This window comes from Arenimonas metalli CF5-1, from assembly GCF_000747155.1.
GTDB lineage: Bacteria > Pseudomonadota > Gammaproteobacteria > Xanthomonadales > Xanthomonadaceae > Arenimonas > Arenimonas metalli.
Genome location: NZ_AVCK01000021.1, coordinates 1 through 15864, shown reverse-complemented (window position 1 = coordinate 15864; position 15864 = coordinate 1). Strand labels below are relative to the sequence as shown.

At 69.9% G+C, this 15864-nt stretch carries 12 protein-coding genes; 2 read left to right on the top strand and 10 right to left on the bottom strand.

The annotated features are described in order from the left end of the window. Window positions 1-32: 32 nt before the first annotated feature. The 8 genes from N787_RS08180 to N787_RS08145 all read right to left on the bottom strand — a co-directional run bounded on the left by N787_RS08180 (window position 33) and on the right by N787_RS08145 (window position 8956). Window positions 33-1256, bottom strand: coding sequence for a D-alanyl-D-alanine carboxypeptidase family protein (locus N787_RS08180; RefSeq protein WP_034212518.1), 1224 nt, complete (start codon window positions 1254-1256; stop codon window positions 33-35). 64 nt (window positions 1257-1320) lie between these two features. Beyond that, a complete protein-coding gene (locus N787_RS15425) occupies window positions 1321-2280 on the bottom strand; it encodes a septal ring lytic transglycosylase RlpA family protein (RefSeq protein ID WP_034212516.1) in 960 nt (319 codons plus the stop codon). Further along, window positions 2277-3314 carry a lytic murein transglycosylase B gene (mltB, locus tag N787_RS08170; RefSeq protein ID WP_156968961.1) on the bottom strand — a complete coding sequence of 346 codons (1038 nt, stop codon included), beginning with the start codon at window positions 3312-3314 and terminating at the stop codon, window positions 2277-2279. The genes N787_RS15425 and mltB overlap by 4 nt, the downstream gene beginning before the upstream one ends. 71 nt (window positions 3315-3385) lie before the next feature. After that, window positions 3386-4495 carry a rod shape-determining protein RodA gene (rodA, locus tag N787_RS08165; RefSeq protein WP_034212514.1) on the bottom strand — a complete coding sequence of 370 codons (1110 nt, stop codon included), beginning with the start codon at window positions 4493-4495 and terminating at the stop codon, window positions 3386-3388. Continuing rightward, the gene (mrdA, locus tag N787_RS08160; protein ID WP_052575291.1) at window positions 4492-6354 is read right to left on the bottom strand and encodes a penicillin-binding protein 2; all 1863 of its coding nucleotides are present in this window, start codon (window positions 6352-6354) and stop codon (window positions 4492-4494) included. Before mrdA ends, rodA begins: the two co-directional genes overlap by 4 nt. A gap of 3 nt (window positions 6355-6357) precedes the next feature. Next, window positions 6358-6846 carry a rod shape-determining protein MreD gene (gene mreD, locus N787_RS08155; RefSeq protein WP_034212512.1) on the bottom strand — a complete coding sequence of 163 codons (489 nt, stop codon included), beginning with the start codon at window positions 6844-6846 and terminating at the stop codon, window positions 6358-6360. Next, window positions 6843-7829: a rod shape-determining protein MreC gene (mreC, locus tag N787_RS08150; protein ID WP_052575290.1), complete on the bottom strand. Its 987-nt coding sequence runs from the start codon at window positions 7827-7829 to the stop codon at window positions 6843-6845. The genes mreD and mreC overlap by 4 nt, the downstream gene beginning before the upstream one ends. Before the next feature lie 89 nt (window positions 7830-7918). Beyond that, window positions 7919-8956, bottom strand: coding sequence for a rod shape-determining protein (locus N787_RS08145; protein ID WP_034212510.1), 1038 nt, complete (start codon window positions 8954-8956; stop codon window positions 7919-7921). 173 nt (window positions 8957-9129) lie between these two features. On the opposite strand from N787_RS08145, the gene N787_RS08140 reads away from it, so the two are divergent. Then, window positions 9130-10068: a carbohydrate kinase family protein gene (locus N787_RS08140; protein WP_034212503.1), complete on the top strand. Its 939-nt coding sequence runs from the start codon at window positions 9130-9132 to the stop codon at window positions 10066-10068. A gap of 82 nt (window positions 10069-10150) precedes the next feature. Here N787_RS08140 and N787_RS08135 read toward each other — a convergent pair whose 3' ends face one another. Further along, window positions 10151-12481, bottom strand: a complete 2331-nt coding sequence (locus N787_RS08135) for a TonB-dependent receptor (RefSeq protein WP_245593990.1) — start codon at window positions 12479-12481, stop codon at window positions 10151-10153. Between the two features lie 73 nt (window positions 12482-12554). Beyond that, window positions 12555-14591, bottom strand: coding sequence for a tetratricopeptide repeat-containing sulfotransferase family protein (locus N787_RS08130; RefSeq protein WP_342668019.1), 2037 nt, complete (start codon window positions 14589-14591; stop codon window positions 12555-12557). Window positions 14592-14905: 314 nt separating this feature from the next. Here N787_RS08130 and N787_RS08125 point away from each other — a divergent pair, with 314 nt between their 5' ends. Continuing rightward, a complete protein-coding gene (locus tag N787_RS08125; RefSeq protein ID WP_034212501.1) occupies window positions 14906-15700 on the top strand; it encodes a hypothetical protein in 795 nt (264 codons plus the stop codon). The last annotated feature ends 164 nt before the right edge of the window (window positions 15701-15864 follow it).

The window sequence follows — 15864 nt, the reverse complement described above, 5'->3', positions numbered from 1 at the left end:
GCACGGGGCGCACGACGGTGTGTCACATCAGCTTACTCGCTTTCCCACCACAGCCAGAAATCGTCGCTCATGCGCTTGAAGAAGCCGCCCTCGGCGACGTCCTCGAGCGCCACCAGCGGGCGCTCGGCGACGACCTTGCCGTCGAGCGAGAGCTTCAGCGTGCCGATGGCCTGGCCCTTGGTGATCGGCGCCAGCAGCTGCTTGGGCACGTCCATGCTCGGCTGCAGCTCGCCGTAGCGGCCGCGCGGCAGGGTCACCAGCAGCGGCTCGGCCACGCCCAGCGCCACGGTCTCGGCGGCGCCGCGCCACAGCGCCTGGTCGGCCACCTTGGCGCCGGCGGCGTAGACGCTGTGCGTCTCGAAGAAGCGGAAGCCCCAGTTGAGCAGGGCCAGGTTGCCCTCTTCGCGGGCGCGGAAGCCTTCGGTGCGGTTGGTGGTGTCGATGCCCAGCACGACCGAGATCAGGCGCTGGTCGCCGCGCTTGGCCGAAGCGGCGAGGCAGTAACCGGCGGCCGCGGTGTGGCCGGTCTTGAGGCCGTCGACGCTGGCGTCCTTCCAGAGCAGGCCGTTGCGGTTCCACTGCTGGATGCCGCCGTAGGTGAATTCCTTGATCTTGTAGAGCGCGTAGTGGTCCGGGAACTGGGTGATGAGCGCGCGCGACAGGATGGCGATGTCGCGCGCCGTCATCACGTGGCCTTCGGCGGTGAGGCCGTGGGCGTTGACGAAGTTCGTGTTGGTCATGCCCAGCTGCTGCGCATACCGGTTCATCAGGTCGACGAAGGCCGCCTCGCTGCCGCCGACGTGCTCGGCCAGCGCGATCGCGGCGTCGTTGCCGGACTGGATCACCAGGCCGTGCAGGATGTCGTCGAGCTTCACTTCGGAGTTGACGGCCAGCGCGCTGTAGCTGCCGTCGGTGCCGGCGCCGCCGGAACGCCAGGCGTTCTCGCTGATGCGCACCCTGTCGTCGGCCTTGACCTTGCCCCGCGCCATCTCGGCCGCGACCACGTACGAGGTCATGACCTTGGTGATCGAGGCCGGGTCGAGCGGCGTGTCGATGTTCTCGCCCGCAAGCACCTGGCCGCTGGTGTGGTCCATCAGGATCCAGGCCTTGCCCTGCGGCACCGGGGCCGACGGCATCGGCGCGGCGGCGGGCGCGGCCGGGGCGGCGGGCACGGGGGCCGGGGCCGGCGACTGGGCGAAGGCGACGGTGGCCAGCAGGCTGGCCAGCACGGCGGGGAAGAAGCGGGAAACGGACATCCGGGACTGACTCCAGTTCATGGGCCGGCGGCGCGCCGGCAGGCAAGTTGAAACATGCTAGACCTCATTCGCTGAACACGCGCGGGCTGGGCAGGCCCAGGCCGCGGATGCGCGCCAGCACGCCCTCCACCGCGGCCGGCGCCAGCGGGCCGATGCGCACGCGCCAGACCTTGCCGGCGTCGGTGCGCACGTCCTCGACGACCACGTCGTCGATGCCGGCCTCCTCGAGCTGGCGGGCGATGCGCCGGGCGTTGTCGCGGTCGCGGTAGGCGCCGACCTGGACGCGCTGCGGGCCGCTGCCCGCCGGCGCGGGCGACGCGGGCGAAACCGGCGCGCGGGCGGCCGCCGGTGCCTTGGCGAGATCCGCGCCGCCGGTGAGCGCGCGCACTTCCACCCGCGCGGTGCCGGTGCGGTCCACGCCCAGCTTCACCGCGGCGGCGAAGCTGAGGTCGATGATGCGGCCGGCGTGGAAGGGGCCGCGGTCGTTGACGCGGACCACGACCTCGCGGCCGTTGTCGAGGTTGGTGACGCGCACGTAGCTGGGCAGCGGCAGCGTCTTGTGCGCGGCGCTGAAGCTGCACATGTCGTAGACCTCGCGGCTGGAGGTCTGGCGGCCGTGGAACTTCTGGCCGTACCACGAGGCGATGCCGCGCTCGACGTACCCCTCGGCGTTGGGGCGCACGCGGTAGCTCTTGCCGAGCACGGTGTAGGGCGAGCGGTTGCCGTAGGCCGCCGGCGGCTCGTCGCGCGGCACCGGCTCGGGGATGCCGCTGATGTCGAGCGGATGCTCGGGCGCGCTGTCGCGCACGCCGGGCGCATACAGCCCACCGGGGGTGTAGTCCTCGTCACGGTGTTCGCGCACCTGCAGGCAGGCGGGCGGCACGCCTTCCGCCGCGGGCGCTGAGGATGCCGCGGCGCGCGGGACGTCGGCCGCGGGTTCGTCCGCGGGCGGCACGGGGCGGACCGGCTTGTCGGCGCAGCCCGCCAACAGCACCAGCAGCGCCAGCCCGATGGCCTGCCTCATGGCGCGGCGAGGGCGTCCTGGCCCGCGGCGATCTCGCGCGACAGCTGGTAGACGGCCATCGCGTACATCGGCGAGCGGTTGTAGCGGGTGATCACGTAGAAATTCTTGAAGCCGAGCCAGTGCTCGGTGCCCTCGTTGCCTTCGAAGGTCACCAGCGTGGCATCGAGCGCATGGCCCTGCGCGGTGGTCGGGCGATAGCCGCGCTCGCCGAGCTCGGCGAGGCTGTACTTGGCCTCGAGCGTGTCGGGCTTGAACGGCGCGGCGCCCTCCTCCGCGATCGCGCGCGCCACCACCGGCTCGCCCTTCTGCCAGCCGTGGGCGACGAAATAATTCGCGACCGAGGCGAACACGTCCGGCAGCGAGCCGAACAGGTCGCGGCGGCCGTCGCCGTCGCCGTCGCGCGCGTAGGCGCGGTAGCTCGAGGGCATGAACTGGCCGTAGCCCATCGCGCCCGCGTAGCTGCCCTTGAGCGCCAGCAGGTCGAGCCGTTCTTCCTTGGCCAGCAGCATCACCTGCATCAGCTCGTCGCGGAAGAACTTGCCGCGCATGGTTTCGCGCTCGACCTGCTCGGGCTTGCCGCTGACCGGGTAGAAGAAGCCGAGCGTGTAGAGCGCATCGAGCACGCGGTAGCTGCCGGTGTTGCCGCCGTAGCTGGTTTCCACGCCGATGATGGCGGTGATCATTTCCGCCGGCACGCCGGTGCTTTCGGCCACCGGCTGCAGCGCATCGCGATGCCGGGCCATGAAGGCCTGGCCTTCGCGGATGCGGCGGTCGGAGATGAAGATCGGGCGGTAGTCCTTCCACGGCTTCACCGCCTCGGCGGGGCGCGACATCGCGTCGACGATGCCCTGCTTGTATTCGGACTGCGCCAGCCAGGCTTCCACTTCGCCGCGTTCGAGCCCGTATTTCTCACCCGCTTCGGCGAGGAAGGCCTCGCGGAGCGCGGCGTCGGGCGCCGGCGCGGTCTGGGCGGAGGCAGCGGCGCCGGCGAAAGCCAGCAGCAGCACGAACAGGCGGGAAAGGTGGCGGGGCATGGCGCTCGACGGTGGGCGGGATGCGGCAATTTACCACGCCGCGGCGCACTGGCCGCCCTGTCCCGCGCGGTTCAGGTGCCCATGAACTTGGGGTGCGCCCGCACCGACATCACCATGCCGAAGCCGGCCAGCAGGGACACCGCCGAGGTGCCGCCGAAACTCAGCAGCGGCATCGGCACGCCCACCACCGGCAGCAGGCCGGCGACCATGCCGCCGTTCACCAGCACGTAGACGGAGAAGGTCATGGCCAGGGCGCCGGCCAGGATGCGCGCGTAGCCCTCGCGCGCCTCGCTGGCGATCCACAGGCAGCGGCCGATGATGAACAGGTACAGCGCCAGCAGCGTCACCACGCCGAGCCAGCCCCACTCCTCGCTGAGCACGGAGAAGATGAAGTCGGTGGTGTGCTCGGGCAGGAAATCGAGGTGGGCCTGGCTGCCCTGCCCCCAGCCCTTGCCGCTGAAGCCGCCCGAGCCGATCGCGATCTTGGACTGGATGATGTTCCAGCCGGTTCCCAGCGGGTCGGACTCGGGGTTCACGAAGGTGAGCAGCCGCTCGCGCTGGTGCGGCAGCAGGAAGGGCCAGGCCGCGGGCAGCGCCGCCAACCCCAGCCCGGCGAACAGCCCGATGCGCCACCAGGCAATGCCGGCCAGGAACACCGCGAACACGCCCGAGGCCGCCACCAGCATGCCGGTGCCGAGGTCGGGCTGCTTGATGATCAGCGCCACCGGCAGGCCGATGATGGCGGCGCACACGGCCAGGGTCTTCCAGCGCGGCGGCAGCACCGCCGAGTGCAGGTACCAGGCCAGCATCATCGGCACGGTGAGCTTGAGCAGCTCGCCCGGCTGCAGGTAGAAGACGCCCAGGTTCAGCCACAGGTTGGCGCTGCGGCCGGTGCCGAACACGAACACCGCCGCGAGCAGCACCAGGCTGCCGGCGAAGGCCAGCGGCGTCCACAGCCGCAGCTTGGCCGGCGGCAGCCGCGAGATCAGCACCATGGCGCCGAGGCCGACGCCGAAGCGCACCGCCTGCGACAGCACCAGGCGCGAGTTCTCGCCCGAGGCGCTGGCCAGCACCACCAGGCTGATCAGCATCACGCACAGCAGGGCCAGCAGCAGCGGCAGGTCGACCTTGTCGAACAGCCGCGACGCCATCTCGCGGAGCCAGCGCAGGATCGCGATCATCGGGCGGTGTCCTCCGGCGGCGGCAGCAGCCAGGCGTCGAGGATGCGGCGCGCCACCGGGGCCGCCGCGCCGGAGCCCGAACCGCCGTGCTCGACCAGCACCACCACCGCGATCGTCGGCGCCTCCGCGGGTGCGTAGGCGATGAACCAGGCCTGGTGGCGCAGGTGGTACGGCAGGTCGGCCGGGTTGGTGGACTGCAGGCCGCGCCGGCTCGTGCGCTGGGCGGTGCCGGACTTGCCGGCCATCAGGTAAGGCGCGCCCGCCGCTGCCGCGCGGCCGGTGCCCGTCGGCCCGTGCATCACGGCCACCAGGCTGTCGTGCACGGCGGCGAGGTGCGCTTCGTTGGTGACGACGCGGCGCGCCGGCGGCTGCGGCTCGGGCACGCGCGGCCGGTCGAAGCCATCCTGGCTGGACTGCACGAGGTGCGGCCGGCGCAGCCAGCCGCCGTTGGCAAGCATGGCCGTGCCCTGCGCCAGCTGCAGCGGCGAGGTCACCCAGAAGCCCTGGCCGATGCCCGCATTCACCGTGTCGCCGGGGTACCACTCCTGGTTGAGCTGGCGCCGCTTCCACGCGCGCGAGGGGCGCACGCCGGCGATTTCGCCGCTGAGGTCGATGCCGGTCGGCTCGCCGAAGCCCAGGCGCTGGAAGTAGGGATCGATGCGATCCACGCCCAGGTCGTAGGCCAGCTTGAAGTAGTAGGTGTTCACCGACTGCGCCATCGACTCACGCAAGTCGACGCGGCCGTGGCCGCCCGGCCGCCAGTCGCGGTAGCCGCGCGACTGGTTGGGCAGGAAGAATTCACCGGTCGACAGCACCGTGCTTTCCGGCGTGACCAGCCCGGCCTCGAGCCCGGCCAGCGCCATGAACGGCTTGATGGTCGAGCCCGGCGGGAAGCCGCCCAGCACGACCCGGTTGAACAGCGGCCGCGACGGCGCCTGCAGCGCCTGCCAGTCCTTGTTGCCGATGCCGTTGATGAACAGGTTCGGGTCGTAGCCCGGCAGGCTGACCATGCCCAGGATCTCGCCGTTGGCGGGATCGATGGCGATGGCGGCGCCGTGCTGGCCCTCGAAGGCATCGACCATGGCCTGCTGCAGCCGCGCATCCACGCTCAGGTACAGGTCGGTGCCGGGCCGGGCGTCGTGCCGGCGCAGCACGCCAAGCGCGCGGCCCTCGACGTTGGTTTCGATTTCCTCGTAGCCGATCTCGCCGCGCAGGCGCGTCTCGTAATAGCGCTCGATGCCGGCCTTGCCGATATGCGTGAGCGCGGCGTTGCGGCTGTCGCCCATCGCCTCGAGGTCGGCGACATCGACGCGGCCGACGTAGCCGATGATGTGCGAGAACAGCGGGCCGTAGGGATAGCGCCGCGTCAGGTAGGGCACCACTTCGACGCCGGGGAAGCGGTGCCGGTTGACCGCCAGGCGCGCCAGTTCGCCCTCGTCCAGGCGCAGCTTCAGCGGGATCGGTCGGAAGCTGCGGGTGGCGCGGCGGGCGTCGCGGAAGCGCGCGAGGTCTTCGTCATCCAGCGCGACCAGGCGACCGAGCTCGGCCAGGGTTTCCTCGAGGTCGGGCACCTGCTCCGGCACCAGCTCGAGCCGGTAGGCCGGCACGTTGTCGGCCAGCAGGCGGCCGTTGCGGTCGTAGATCAGGCCGCGCGCCGGCACGATCGGGCGCGGCTTGACGCGGTTGGCCTCGGAGCGCGTCTGGTATTCCTCGTGCTGCAGCACCTGCAGCCGGAAATAACCCGCGGCCAGGCCGAGCATGGCGACCGCGATGCCGAGGAAGCCGACCAGGGCGCGGCGGCGGAACTGCTCCGCCTCGGCGTGCAGGTTCTTGAGCTTCTGCCGGCGGATCGGGCGCATGGATCAGGCGGCGCGCTCGCGCAGGCGCAGGCGCAGTTCGTCGAGCAGCAGGAACATCCACGGCCACAGCGCGAAGGCCAGCAGCGGCGACAGCCAGGTGGTCCACGGCGGCAGCCCCGCGCCGCTGGCGAACTGGATCGCGGCCGCGATCAGGCGGTCGTTGACCAGCAGCGCCGCCACCGCCAGCGCCTGCTGCCACAGCGGGAAGAAGCGCAGGCGGGCACGGAAGCGCTGCACCAGGAACACCAGCACCACCAGCCGCAGCGCCTGCTCGCCGAACAGGGTGCCGGCGACGAGGTCGGCGGCGAGCCCGGCGAGGAAGGCCACGCCCAGGCCGATGCGGTCGGGCGCCTCGAGCAGCCAGTAGCAAAGCAGCATGGCCAGCAGGTAGGGCCGCGCCGGGCCGAGCCCGCCCGGGATCGGCACCACCAGCACCAGCAGGCTGAAGACGAGGCTGCCGTAGAGCAGCCAGGGGGACGGACTGCGGGTCATCGCTGCCCCTCGTCGCGCGGCGCGGCATCGGTCGCGGCTTCGCTGGCGGCGGCATCGCCATCGCTGGCCGCGGGCGCTTCGGCGTCCCCGGCCCCGGCCTCGGGCGCGGGAGGCGGCGGCGCGGGCGGACCGACATCGGCCTCGTCCACGGCATTGCTCACCAGCAGCACTTCGAGGCTGCGATCGATGAAGGCCGACGGGCGCGCCTGCGCCACCACGAACAGACGCGTGTCGTCGGGCTCGAGCGCCTGCACCACGCCGACCGGGAAGCCGGCCGGGAAACGGCCGCCGATGCCCGAGGTGACCAACTGGTCGCCCACGCGGATGTCGGCGCTCTGCGGGATGTTGGGCAGGCGCAGCCGGTCGCTGCGGCCGGTGCCGAAGGCGATGGTGCGCAGGCCCGAGCGGGCCACCTGTACCGGCACCGCGTGCTCGGGGTCGGTGACCAGCAGGGCGGTGGCGCGGCGCGGCGAGGTTTCCACCACCTGGCCCAGCACGCCGCCGGCATCGATCATGGCCTGGCCGACGCGCACGCCGTCGTTGGCGCCGGCGTCGAGCACGATGCGCTGGCGGGTGGGGTCGAGGTCGATGTCGATGATGCCGACCAGCTGGGCCGTGAGGCGGTAGCCGCGGGTGCCGCCGAGCAGTTCGCGCAGGCGCTGGTTTTCCTCGGCCACGGCGGCCATGCGGTGCAGGCGGCTGGCGTTGACCTGCAGCTCGCGGCGCAGCTGTTCGTTCTCGGCCAGCAGGCTGCCGCGCGAGGACGTGAGTTCACGCCCGGCCTCGACCAGGCGGCCGGGCGCATCGGCCAGCCACCACACCGGCTCGGCGAGCACGCTGAGCTTCTGCCGCGCCTGGTTCGCGAAGCCGCCGCGGTGGTCGCCGACCATCAGCAGCGTCGCCAGCGCGAGGTAGGCCAGCAGCGGCAGCGTGCCGCCGGCGCTCTCGCTCAGTCGTGCGGCAGGGGAACCGGGATAGGCCACGGGAGGATCCGGAAGCGGTGTTCAGCCCCGCCGCGCGGCGGGGACTAGCGGGTGGCGCCGGTGGCCGGCGGGATGGCCGGCGCGCGCCTTCACTCGGGCGAGAAGAACTCGTTGCCGTGCATGTCGATCAGCTCGAGCGCACGGCCGCCGCCGCGGGCGACGCAGGTGAGCGGGTCGTCGGCCACGTGCACGTGCAGGCCGGTCTCTTCCGAGATCAGCTTGTCGAGGTCGCGCAGCAGGGCGCCGCCGCCGGTGAGCACGATGCCGCGCTCGGCGACGTCGGCACACAGCTCCGGCGGGGTCTGCTCCAGCGCCTGCTTGACCGCGCTGACGATGCCGCTGAGCGGCTCGTGCAGGGCCTCGAGCACTTCGTTGGAGTTGATGACGATCATGCGCGGCACGCCCTCGGCGAGGTTGCGGCCGGAGACTTCCATCTCCTTCACCTGCGCCTGCGGGAAGGCGCAGCCGATCTCGAGCTTGATGCGCTCGGCGGTGGTTTCGCCGATCAGGGTGCCGTGGTTGCGTCGCACGTAGTTGATGATGGCGTCGTCGAAGCGGTCGCCGCCGATGCGCACCGACTGCGAGTAGACGATGCCGTTGAGCGAGATCACCGCAACCTCGGAGGTGCCGCCGCCGATGTCGATCACCATCGAGCCGCGGGCCTCGTCGACCGGGATGCCGGCGCCGATCGCGGCGGCCATGGGCTCTTCGATCAGGTAGACCTCGCGGGCACCGGCCTCCTCGGCCGACTCCTTGATGGCGCGGCGCTCGACCTGGGTCGAGCCGCAGGGCACACAGATCAGCACCCGCGGGCTGGGCCGCAGGAAGCGCGAGGTGTGCACCTTCTTGATGAACTGCTTGAGCATTTCCTCGGTGTGGGTGAAGTCGGCGATGACGCCGTCCTTCATCGGCCGGTGCGTGGTGATGTTGCCCGGGGTGCGGCCAAGCATCTTCTTGGCCTCGGCGCCGACGGCGGCGACCTCGCGGCCGCCCTGGCTGTGGCGGACGGCGACGACCGACGGCTCATTCAGGACGATGCCCTGGCCGCGGACGAAAATCAGGGTGTTGGCAGTGCCGAGATCGATCGACAGGTCGTTCGAAAACAGGCCGCGGAGCTTCTTGAACATCAGGGGGAAACCTTGGGAAATGGGGGGTTTCGGGGATTGGCTAGGTTAGCAACCACCCCCGGCCCCGGCAAGGCGAAATGCGGCGGATTTCCGTGCCTTGGCGCCGCCGCCACGCTACCATGTGCGCCTTTCCAAGGGGTGGCCCACCGGCCCCCGCCCACCGAGGTCCGACGATGCCTTCAGCCCTGATCTGTGGTTCCCTGGCTTACGACACCATCATGGTGTTCCAGGACCAGTTCAAGAACCACATCCTGCCGGACAAGGTCCACATCCTGAACGTGTCCTTCCTGGTGCCGCGCATGCGGCGGGAGTTCGGCGGCTGCGCGGGCAACATCGCCTACAACCTGAAGCTGCTGGGCGGCAGCCCGATCCCGATGGCCACCGTCGGCCAGGACTTCGGCCCCTACCGCGAGCACTTCGAGGCCTGCGAGATCCGCCTCGACCACGTCAAGGAGATCCAGGACCTCTACACGGCCCAGGCCTTCATCACCACCGACCTCGACGACAACCAGATCACCGCCTTCCATCCGGGCGCGATGATGCGCTCCTACGAGAACCACGTCCGGGACGTGAAGGACGTCGGCTTCGGTATCGTCGGGCCGGACGGTTACGAGGCGATGCTGCAGAATTCGAAGGAGTTCGCCGAACTATCGATCCCCTTCATCTTCGATCCGGGCCAGGCCATGCCGCTGTTCAACGGCAAGGAACTGACCACCATGATCGAGCAGGCCACCTACGTCACGGTCAACGACTACGAGTCGAACCTGCTGCAGGACAAGACCGGCCTGAGCGAGAAGCAGATCGCCGAGCGGGTGAAGGCCTACATCATCACCCGCGGCCCCAAGGGCTCCGAGGTGCACACCCAGGGCGGCGAGCTGCACATCCCGGCCGCCAACGCCATGCGCGTGGTCGACCCCACCGGCTGCGGCGACGCCTACCGGGCCGGCCTGATCTACGGCCTGATGAACAACATGGACATGGCGACCACCGGCCGCATCGCCTCGCTGATGGGCGCGCTGAAGATCGAGCACCTGGGTCCGCAGAACCAGCGCTTCGATTACGAAGAGTTCGCGGAGCAGTTCCGCCAGCAGTTCGGCTACGCCCTGCGCTGAGGACGGCGCGGGCCACCGGGCCCGCAGCCCGAAACGAGACCGGCGCCCGAGGGCGCCGGCCTTGTTTCCGGACCCGGCTGGCTCAGAAGTCCTGCGAGAACCGCACGCCGAAGGTGCGCGGCCGCGCCACGACGGTGTAGGCCTGTTCGCCGCAGACCGCCTCCGCGCACTGCGTGAACCGCGACTGCTGCGCACGCTCGTCGAAGACATTCCTGACGTAGAAGTCCACGGCCCAGTTGCCGCGACCGAAGCCCGCCGTGATGTCGAACAGCGTGTAGGCATCCAGGTCGCCGAGGATGCCGCGCTCGGCGGTGCGCAGGTCGGTGCTGCGCTTGCCTTCGTGGCGCACCTGGCCCTGGACGTGGGCTTCATAATCGCCCACGTCGAAGGTGTAGCGCGCCGTCAGGTTGCCCTTGAAGTCGGCGGTGATCGGCAGGCGCGTTCCCGAGGGCGCCTCGGGCGTGGCGCAGTTGGTTTCCGGATTGCCGTTGGCGTCGGTGAACCCGCAGTAGTTCTCGGTCAGCTCGGCGTCGTAGAACGCCACGCCGCCGGAGATCCGCAGGTTGTAGTTCACCGCCCAGCTGATGTCGGCCTCGATGCCGCTGATCCGGGCCTGGTTGGCGTTCTTGATCTCGGTGAGTCCGTTCTGGCCGAGGATCGCGAACTGGAAGTCTTCCCAGTCCTGCTGGAACACCGCGCCGTTGAAGGTCAGGCGGCCGTCGGCCCAGCGCGTCTTCCAGCCCAGCTCGATGTTGGTGAGGTAGTCGGACAGGTAGGGATCGAGCGTGCCTCGGCGGTTGATGCCGCCCGGGCGGTAGCCCTCCGACCAGGTGCCGTACACCATGGCGTCGTCGCTGAACTCGTAGCTGAGGTTGAACTTGCCGATCGAGTCGTTTTCCTTGACGCGCTTGTTGAAGACCTCGCAGGGCGCGTTCGGGTACGGCGGCAGCGACTGCGTGTTGCAGGCGCCCTCGCCGTAGGTCGGGTTGGACGAATAGCCGTCGCTGAAGCCGAAGAAGCCGCGCAGGCTGTTGTCGACCTCGAAGAAACGCATGCCCGCGGTGGCGGTCAGTCGATCGGTGATGTCGTACGACACCTCGCCGAACACGGCCTGGTCCTGGTCCTGCCGCTGCTGGCGGGTCAGCCAGATGGTGTCTTCCCAGCCGGTGACCGACAGCACGTCGGCCAGGCCGTCCACCCGGTAGCGCTCCTGGATGTCGTTGTCCTGGTCCTGCCAGAACACGCCGGCCACGAAGCGGAAGCGCCCATCCGACGGCGAGGCGACGCGCAGTTCATGGCTCCGCTTCTTGTAGCCGTTGGTGGCCTGGATGTACTGCGACGGATTGATCAGGTCGCCGTTGTCGTCATAGAAATAGGTGCCGTAGCCGAACAGCGTGTCGTACCAGTAGGCGTAGTCGTTGTAGTCGGACTCGGTGTCGAGGTCGCGGTCGAGGTGGGCGAAGGCATAGGTGACGTCGAAGTTGCCGATCTTGCCCTGCACGGTCAGCGCCGACTGGGTCCAGCGGTCCTCGGAGGTCTGCGGGTAGAACTGCCGGGTCGACAGCTCGCCCACGTCCGGGTCGACGCCGAAGCTGCCGTTGATGTCCTGGCGCTGGGTCATCACCGATGGGGTGATCGTCCAGTTCTCGGTGAGGTCGATCTTGAGCGCGGCGCGGGCGCCGGTGGTGTCGGAGGTGTTGTAGTCGTCGCGGGCCAGGCCGCCGTTGTTGATGGTGATGCCCGAGGTCGGGAAGGTGCGCTCGCCGAACTCGTTGTCGATGTAGCCGGCGTCGTCGCGGTCCCAGCCGACGAGGCGGATCGCGGCCCTTTCATTGATCGGCAGGTTGATGAAGCCCTCGGCCACGTGGCCGGTGCCGCCATCCTCGATGGCATTCAGTTCCAGTCCGTAGCCCGAGGTGATGGCGGACGCATCGGGCTTGTTGGTGATGATGCGCACCGTGCCCGCCTGCGAGCTCGCGCCGTACAGCGTGCCCTGCGGCCCGGCGAGCGCCTCGACGCGCTGGATGTCGTAGGGATGGACGTCGATGGCGCCGCGGATGGTGGTGACCGGCTGCTCGTCGACGTAGACGCCCACGCTGGGCAGCGGGCCGGAGTGGTTGCCGTCGCCGCCGCTGGCGACGCCGCGCATGTAGACCTGGAAATTGCTGGGCACTTCGCCAAGCCGCTGGAACGACACGCTCGGGAACTGCGTGGCGATGTCCTCGAAGTCCGCCACGTGCAGGTCGTCGAGCTGTTCGGTCCCGAGCACCTGGATGCTGATCGGGACTTTCTGCAGGTTCTCGCTGCGCTTCTGCGCGGTCACCGTGATCTCGTCGAGCACCGGCGCCTGGTCGTCCGGCGGGGTCTGCGCCCACGCCGTGCTGCTGATCGCCATCACGATCGCGGTGGCCAAGGCTCCCCGGGCCGGCCTGATCGTGTTGCGAGGTTTGGATCTCGCCTTCATGTCCCTCTCCCCAATTCCCTGGTCATTGCCGCATGGACCGGTCCGCCGCCCGCGCGGGCGGCGGCTCCGGGTAAGTGTCGAGGGCCTCGCCCAGCGTCGCCTGCAGCTCGCCCAGCCAGGGCTCGAAGTGGCGCCATTGGTCCAGTCCCTCGCGGTAGATCGGTCGCCGCACCTGTTCCGAGCTGGCGGTGCGCACCGGCCGGTCGTTCTCGAAGAAGCGAAGGCAGGCCGGGTCGAACGGCAGGCCGCAGTAGTGGAGCAAGGCGCGTACCTGCGCTTCGGTGTCGTCCACCAGGTGCTCGTAGACCACGCGATGGACGCGACCGGGAAGTACCTGGTCGAAGTGCGCCATCAGCGCGAGGTAGTCGAGGTAGTAGCGGCCGATGTCCGCGAGCCCGTAGCTGAAGTTCTGGCCGCGCGCGAAGTACTGCTTGAACCCGGAGAAACAGCAGGCCATCGGGTGCCGGCGGACATCGACGATGCGCGCATTCGGCAGCATCAGGTGGATCAGCCCGACGTGGAAGAAGTTGTTGGGCATCTTGTCGATGAAGTGCGGCGCCGCGGTCTTGCGCTGGACGCGGGTGCGCTCGAGGTAGCGCTCGCCGAGCTCGCGCAGGCGGCCGGGATCGAGCGTGGCCAGCACGTCATGGTAGGAAGCCGCCCCGCCCTCGGCGCCTTCGCGGCGCAGGTCGTGGGTGAGCGAAATGACCTCGGGCAATTCCATCGTGCCCTCCACCGACGGATGGCTCGAGAGGATCTGCTCGACCAGGGTCGAGCCCGAGCGCGGCAGGCCCACCACGAAGATCGGGTCCCGGGCCGGGCAGCCGCTGCCTTCCCGCTGCCGTAGGAAGGCAGGCGTGAAGAGCTCGCGCGAGCGCTGCACGCGGGTGCTGGCGTCGTCGGCGCGATACGGCAGCGCGGCGCGCCGGATCCGGTTGCCTTCCCGGTAGTGTTCGAACGACGGGCCGTAGTGGCCGGCATCCTCGTGGGCCTTGCCCAGCGCGAATTCAAACTGGGCGCGCTGCTCGTCGTCGAGGCCGGGTTGCCGGCGTGCGGCGTCCATGGCCGCGATGTCGCTGGCGTCGAAACGGAAGGTCTTGAGGTTGGCGAGGCTCCACCACGCTTCGCCGAAGCCCGGGTCGAGCGCGATGCTGCGCCGGTAGGCCTCGATGGCGCGCTCGCGCAGGCCCGCGGTCTTGAGTGCGTGGCCGTAGCTGAGCCAGATGCGGCCGTGCTCCGGGTATTCCTGCACGATGCCTTCGTACAGTTCGATCGCCGGGAGGTAATCCCCCACGCGGCAAAGCACCACGGCCTTGAGGTTGCGGGCGCCGGGATTGCCTGGCTCGTCGGCCAGCAGGCGTTCGATCTGCGCGAGTGCCTGCTCGGGCTTGTTCGCCCGGTGCAGGACCATCGCGTAGTTGTGTCGGGCGGCGTGGAATCCCGGCGCCAGTTCCAGGCAACGCGCCAGCAGGGTCTCCGCGTCCTCGAGTCGCCCCAGTCGGGCGGCGACTTCGGCCAGCATGCGGATGGCGGCCACGTCGGTGGGGTTCGCCTGCAGCTGGCCCCTCAGCAGGCGTTCGGCTTCGGGAATGCGGTTGGCCACGAGGGCGTCGCCCGCGGCGATCAGGACGGGATCGCTGGCGGCGTGGCGCGTGTGCATCGAATAGGCGTGGTCGGCGCCGGCGTCATCGCCGGTCGCGCTGAGGTGGTCGCCGAGGATCCGCCAGGCCTGCGGGTGTTCCGGCGCCAGGGCGAGGCCGCGGCTCAGCGCGACGATGGCCCGTTCGCCGTGGCCGGCGCGACCCAGCATCAACCCAAATTCGATCTGCGCCGTCGCCCATCCGGGATGGCCCGACACCAGCGATTCCATTTCGCTGATCGCCGCGGGAGCTTGCCCGCAGCGTTCAAGGGCAATGGCCTGGACCAGGCGCGCCGGGGGATGTGGCCCTGCCTGGCGAAGGATTTCTTCCGCCTGTTCGAGCGCCAGCGCGGGCGAGCGTTCCAGCAGGCGCAGCGCGTGCGCCATGGCCTGCGCCAGTGGCGCGGCCGGACCGGCCACTGCACTCAAGGCTTGCTCCCCGTCGGGTCCTGGAAACCCATCGCTGCCTTCCGAGCGGCCGGTGGCCGCAGACCGGTCGGGACGGCGCCGGGACCGCGGCGGCCCGGCCTTCACATCGTCGACTGTGACCGTTAGATAGCACGCGCCCCGCGGCTTGTCGACGCGGTGTGATGCGGTCGTTCGTGGGAGGGATTGGGCGCCGGCGTGCGTGCCGCGGCAAAAGCGTGGGGCGCATTGGAAAGCAGTCCGACCGAGCGGATGCTCTAGGCGATTACGGGAGGGTGGTCGGGCCCGCCACCCCCGGAGTCACGACCATGCGCTACCGCCTTGCCTTACTGATCGTCGTCTCGGCGTCCCTGGCTGCCTGCACCCGCGGCATCAACGTCGAGATCGCCAATAACGACAGCGCCGCTCTCGCCGAGGCCATCCGGGCCGCCAATGCGGCCCCCGGCCAAAGCACCATCCGCCTCGCCCGGCGGGGACTCTACATCCTGGACCAGGAGACCGCGGACGGGCTGTTGCTGCCAGCGGTCGCGGGAAAGCTGACCATCAAGGGCAACTACGCGGAAATCCGGGGCTACAGCCCGGCGCCGGCCGCCATACTCGAAGTCAGCAGCGGCGCCAGCCTGCGCATCGAGAACCTGATGCTTGCGGAAGGCACCAATGGCACCGTCCGGAACTACGGCCGGCTCGGCCTGGATAACGTCGCCATCGTCGATGGCTCGGTGAGCACCATCCCGGCGATCGTGCTCAACCACGGACGGCTCGAGGCGGTCGGCGGCGAGATCGCCTACAACCACCTGCTGAGCAACCGGCGGGATGCCGGCACCGTGCTCAACTACGGCGAGGCCCGCTTCACCGACACCCGCATCCACGGCAACCGGGCCATCGGGCGATACCCGACCCTGGCGGTATCGGGCGGGGTACTGAACTTCGGCGAGATCCGGGCCCAGGGCCTATCGTTCGCCGACAACGAGATACCCAGCGAGCAGGCCAGCGCCCTGAGCTTCGGCGGCATCCTCAACGTCGGCAATGGCCGCGTCCACGGCGAAGCCCCGCGCGAGGACGTCCGCAGCGCCGCGCTGGCGGACATCATCGCCACCCGTTGACCGCGGTTGTCGCGAAAGGCCCAAAGAAAAACGCCGCCCTTCTGGGGCGGCGTTTTGGGATGAACCTTGGCGAAGACCTGTTGCGGACGCGGCTGCGCCGCAAAAGAAGAAGGCCGGTCCTTTTGGGACCGGCCTTCTGGGATAAAAACCCTGGCGATGACCTA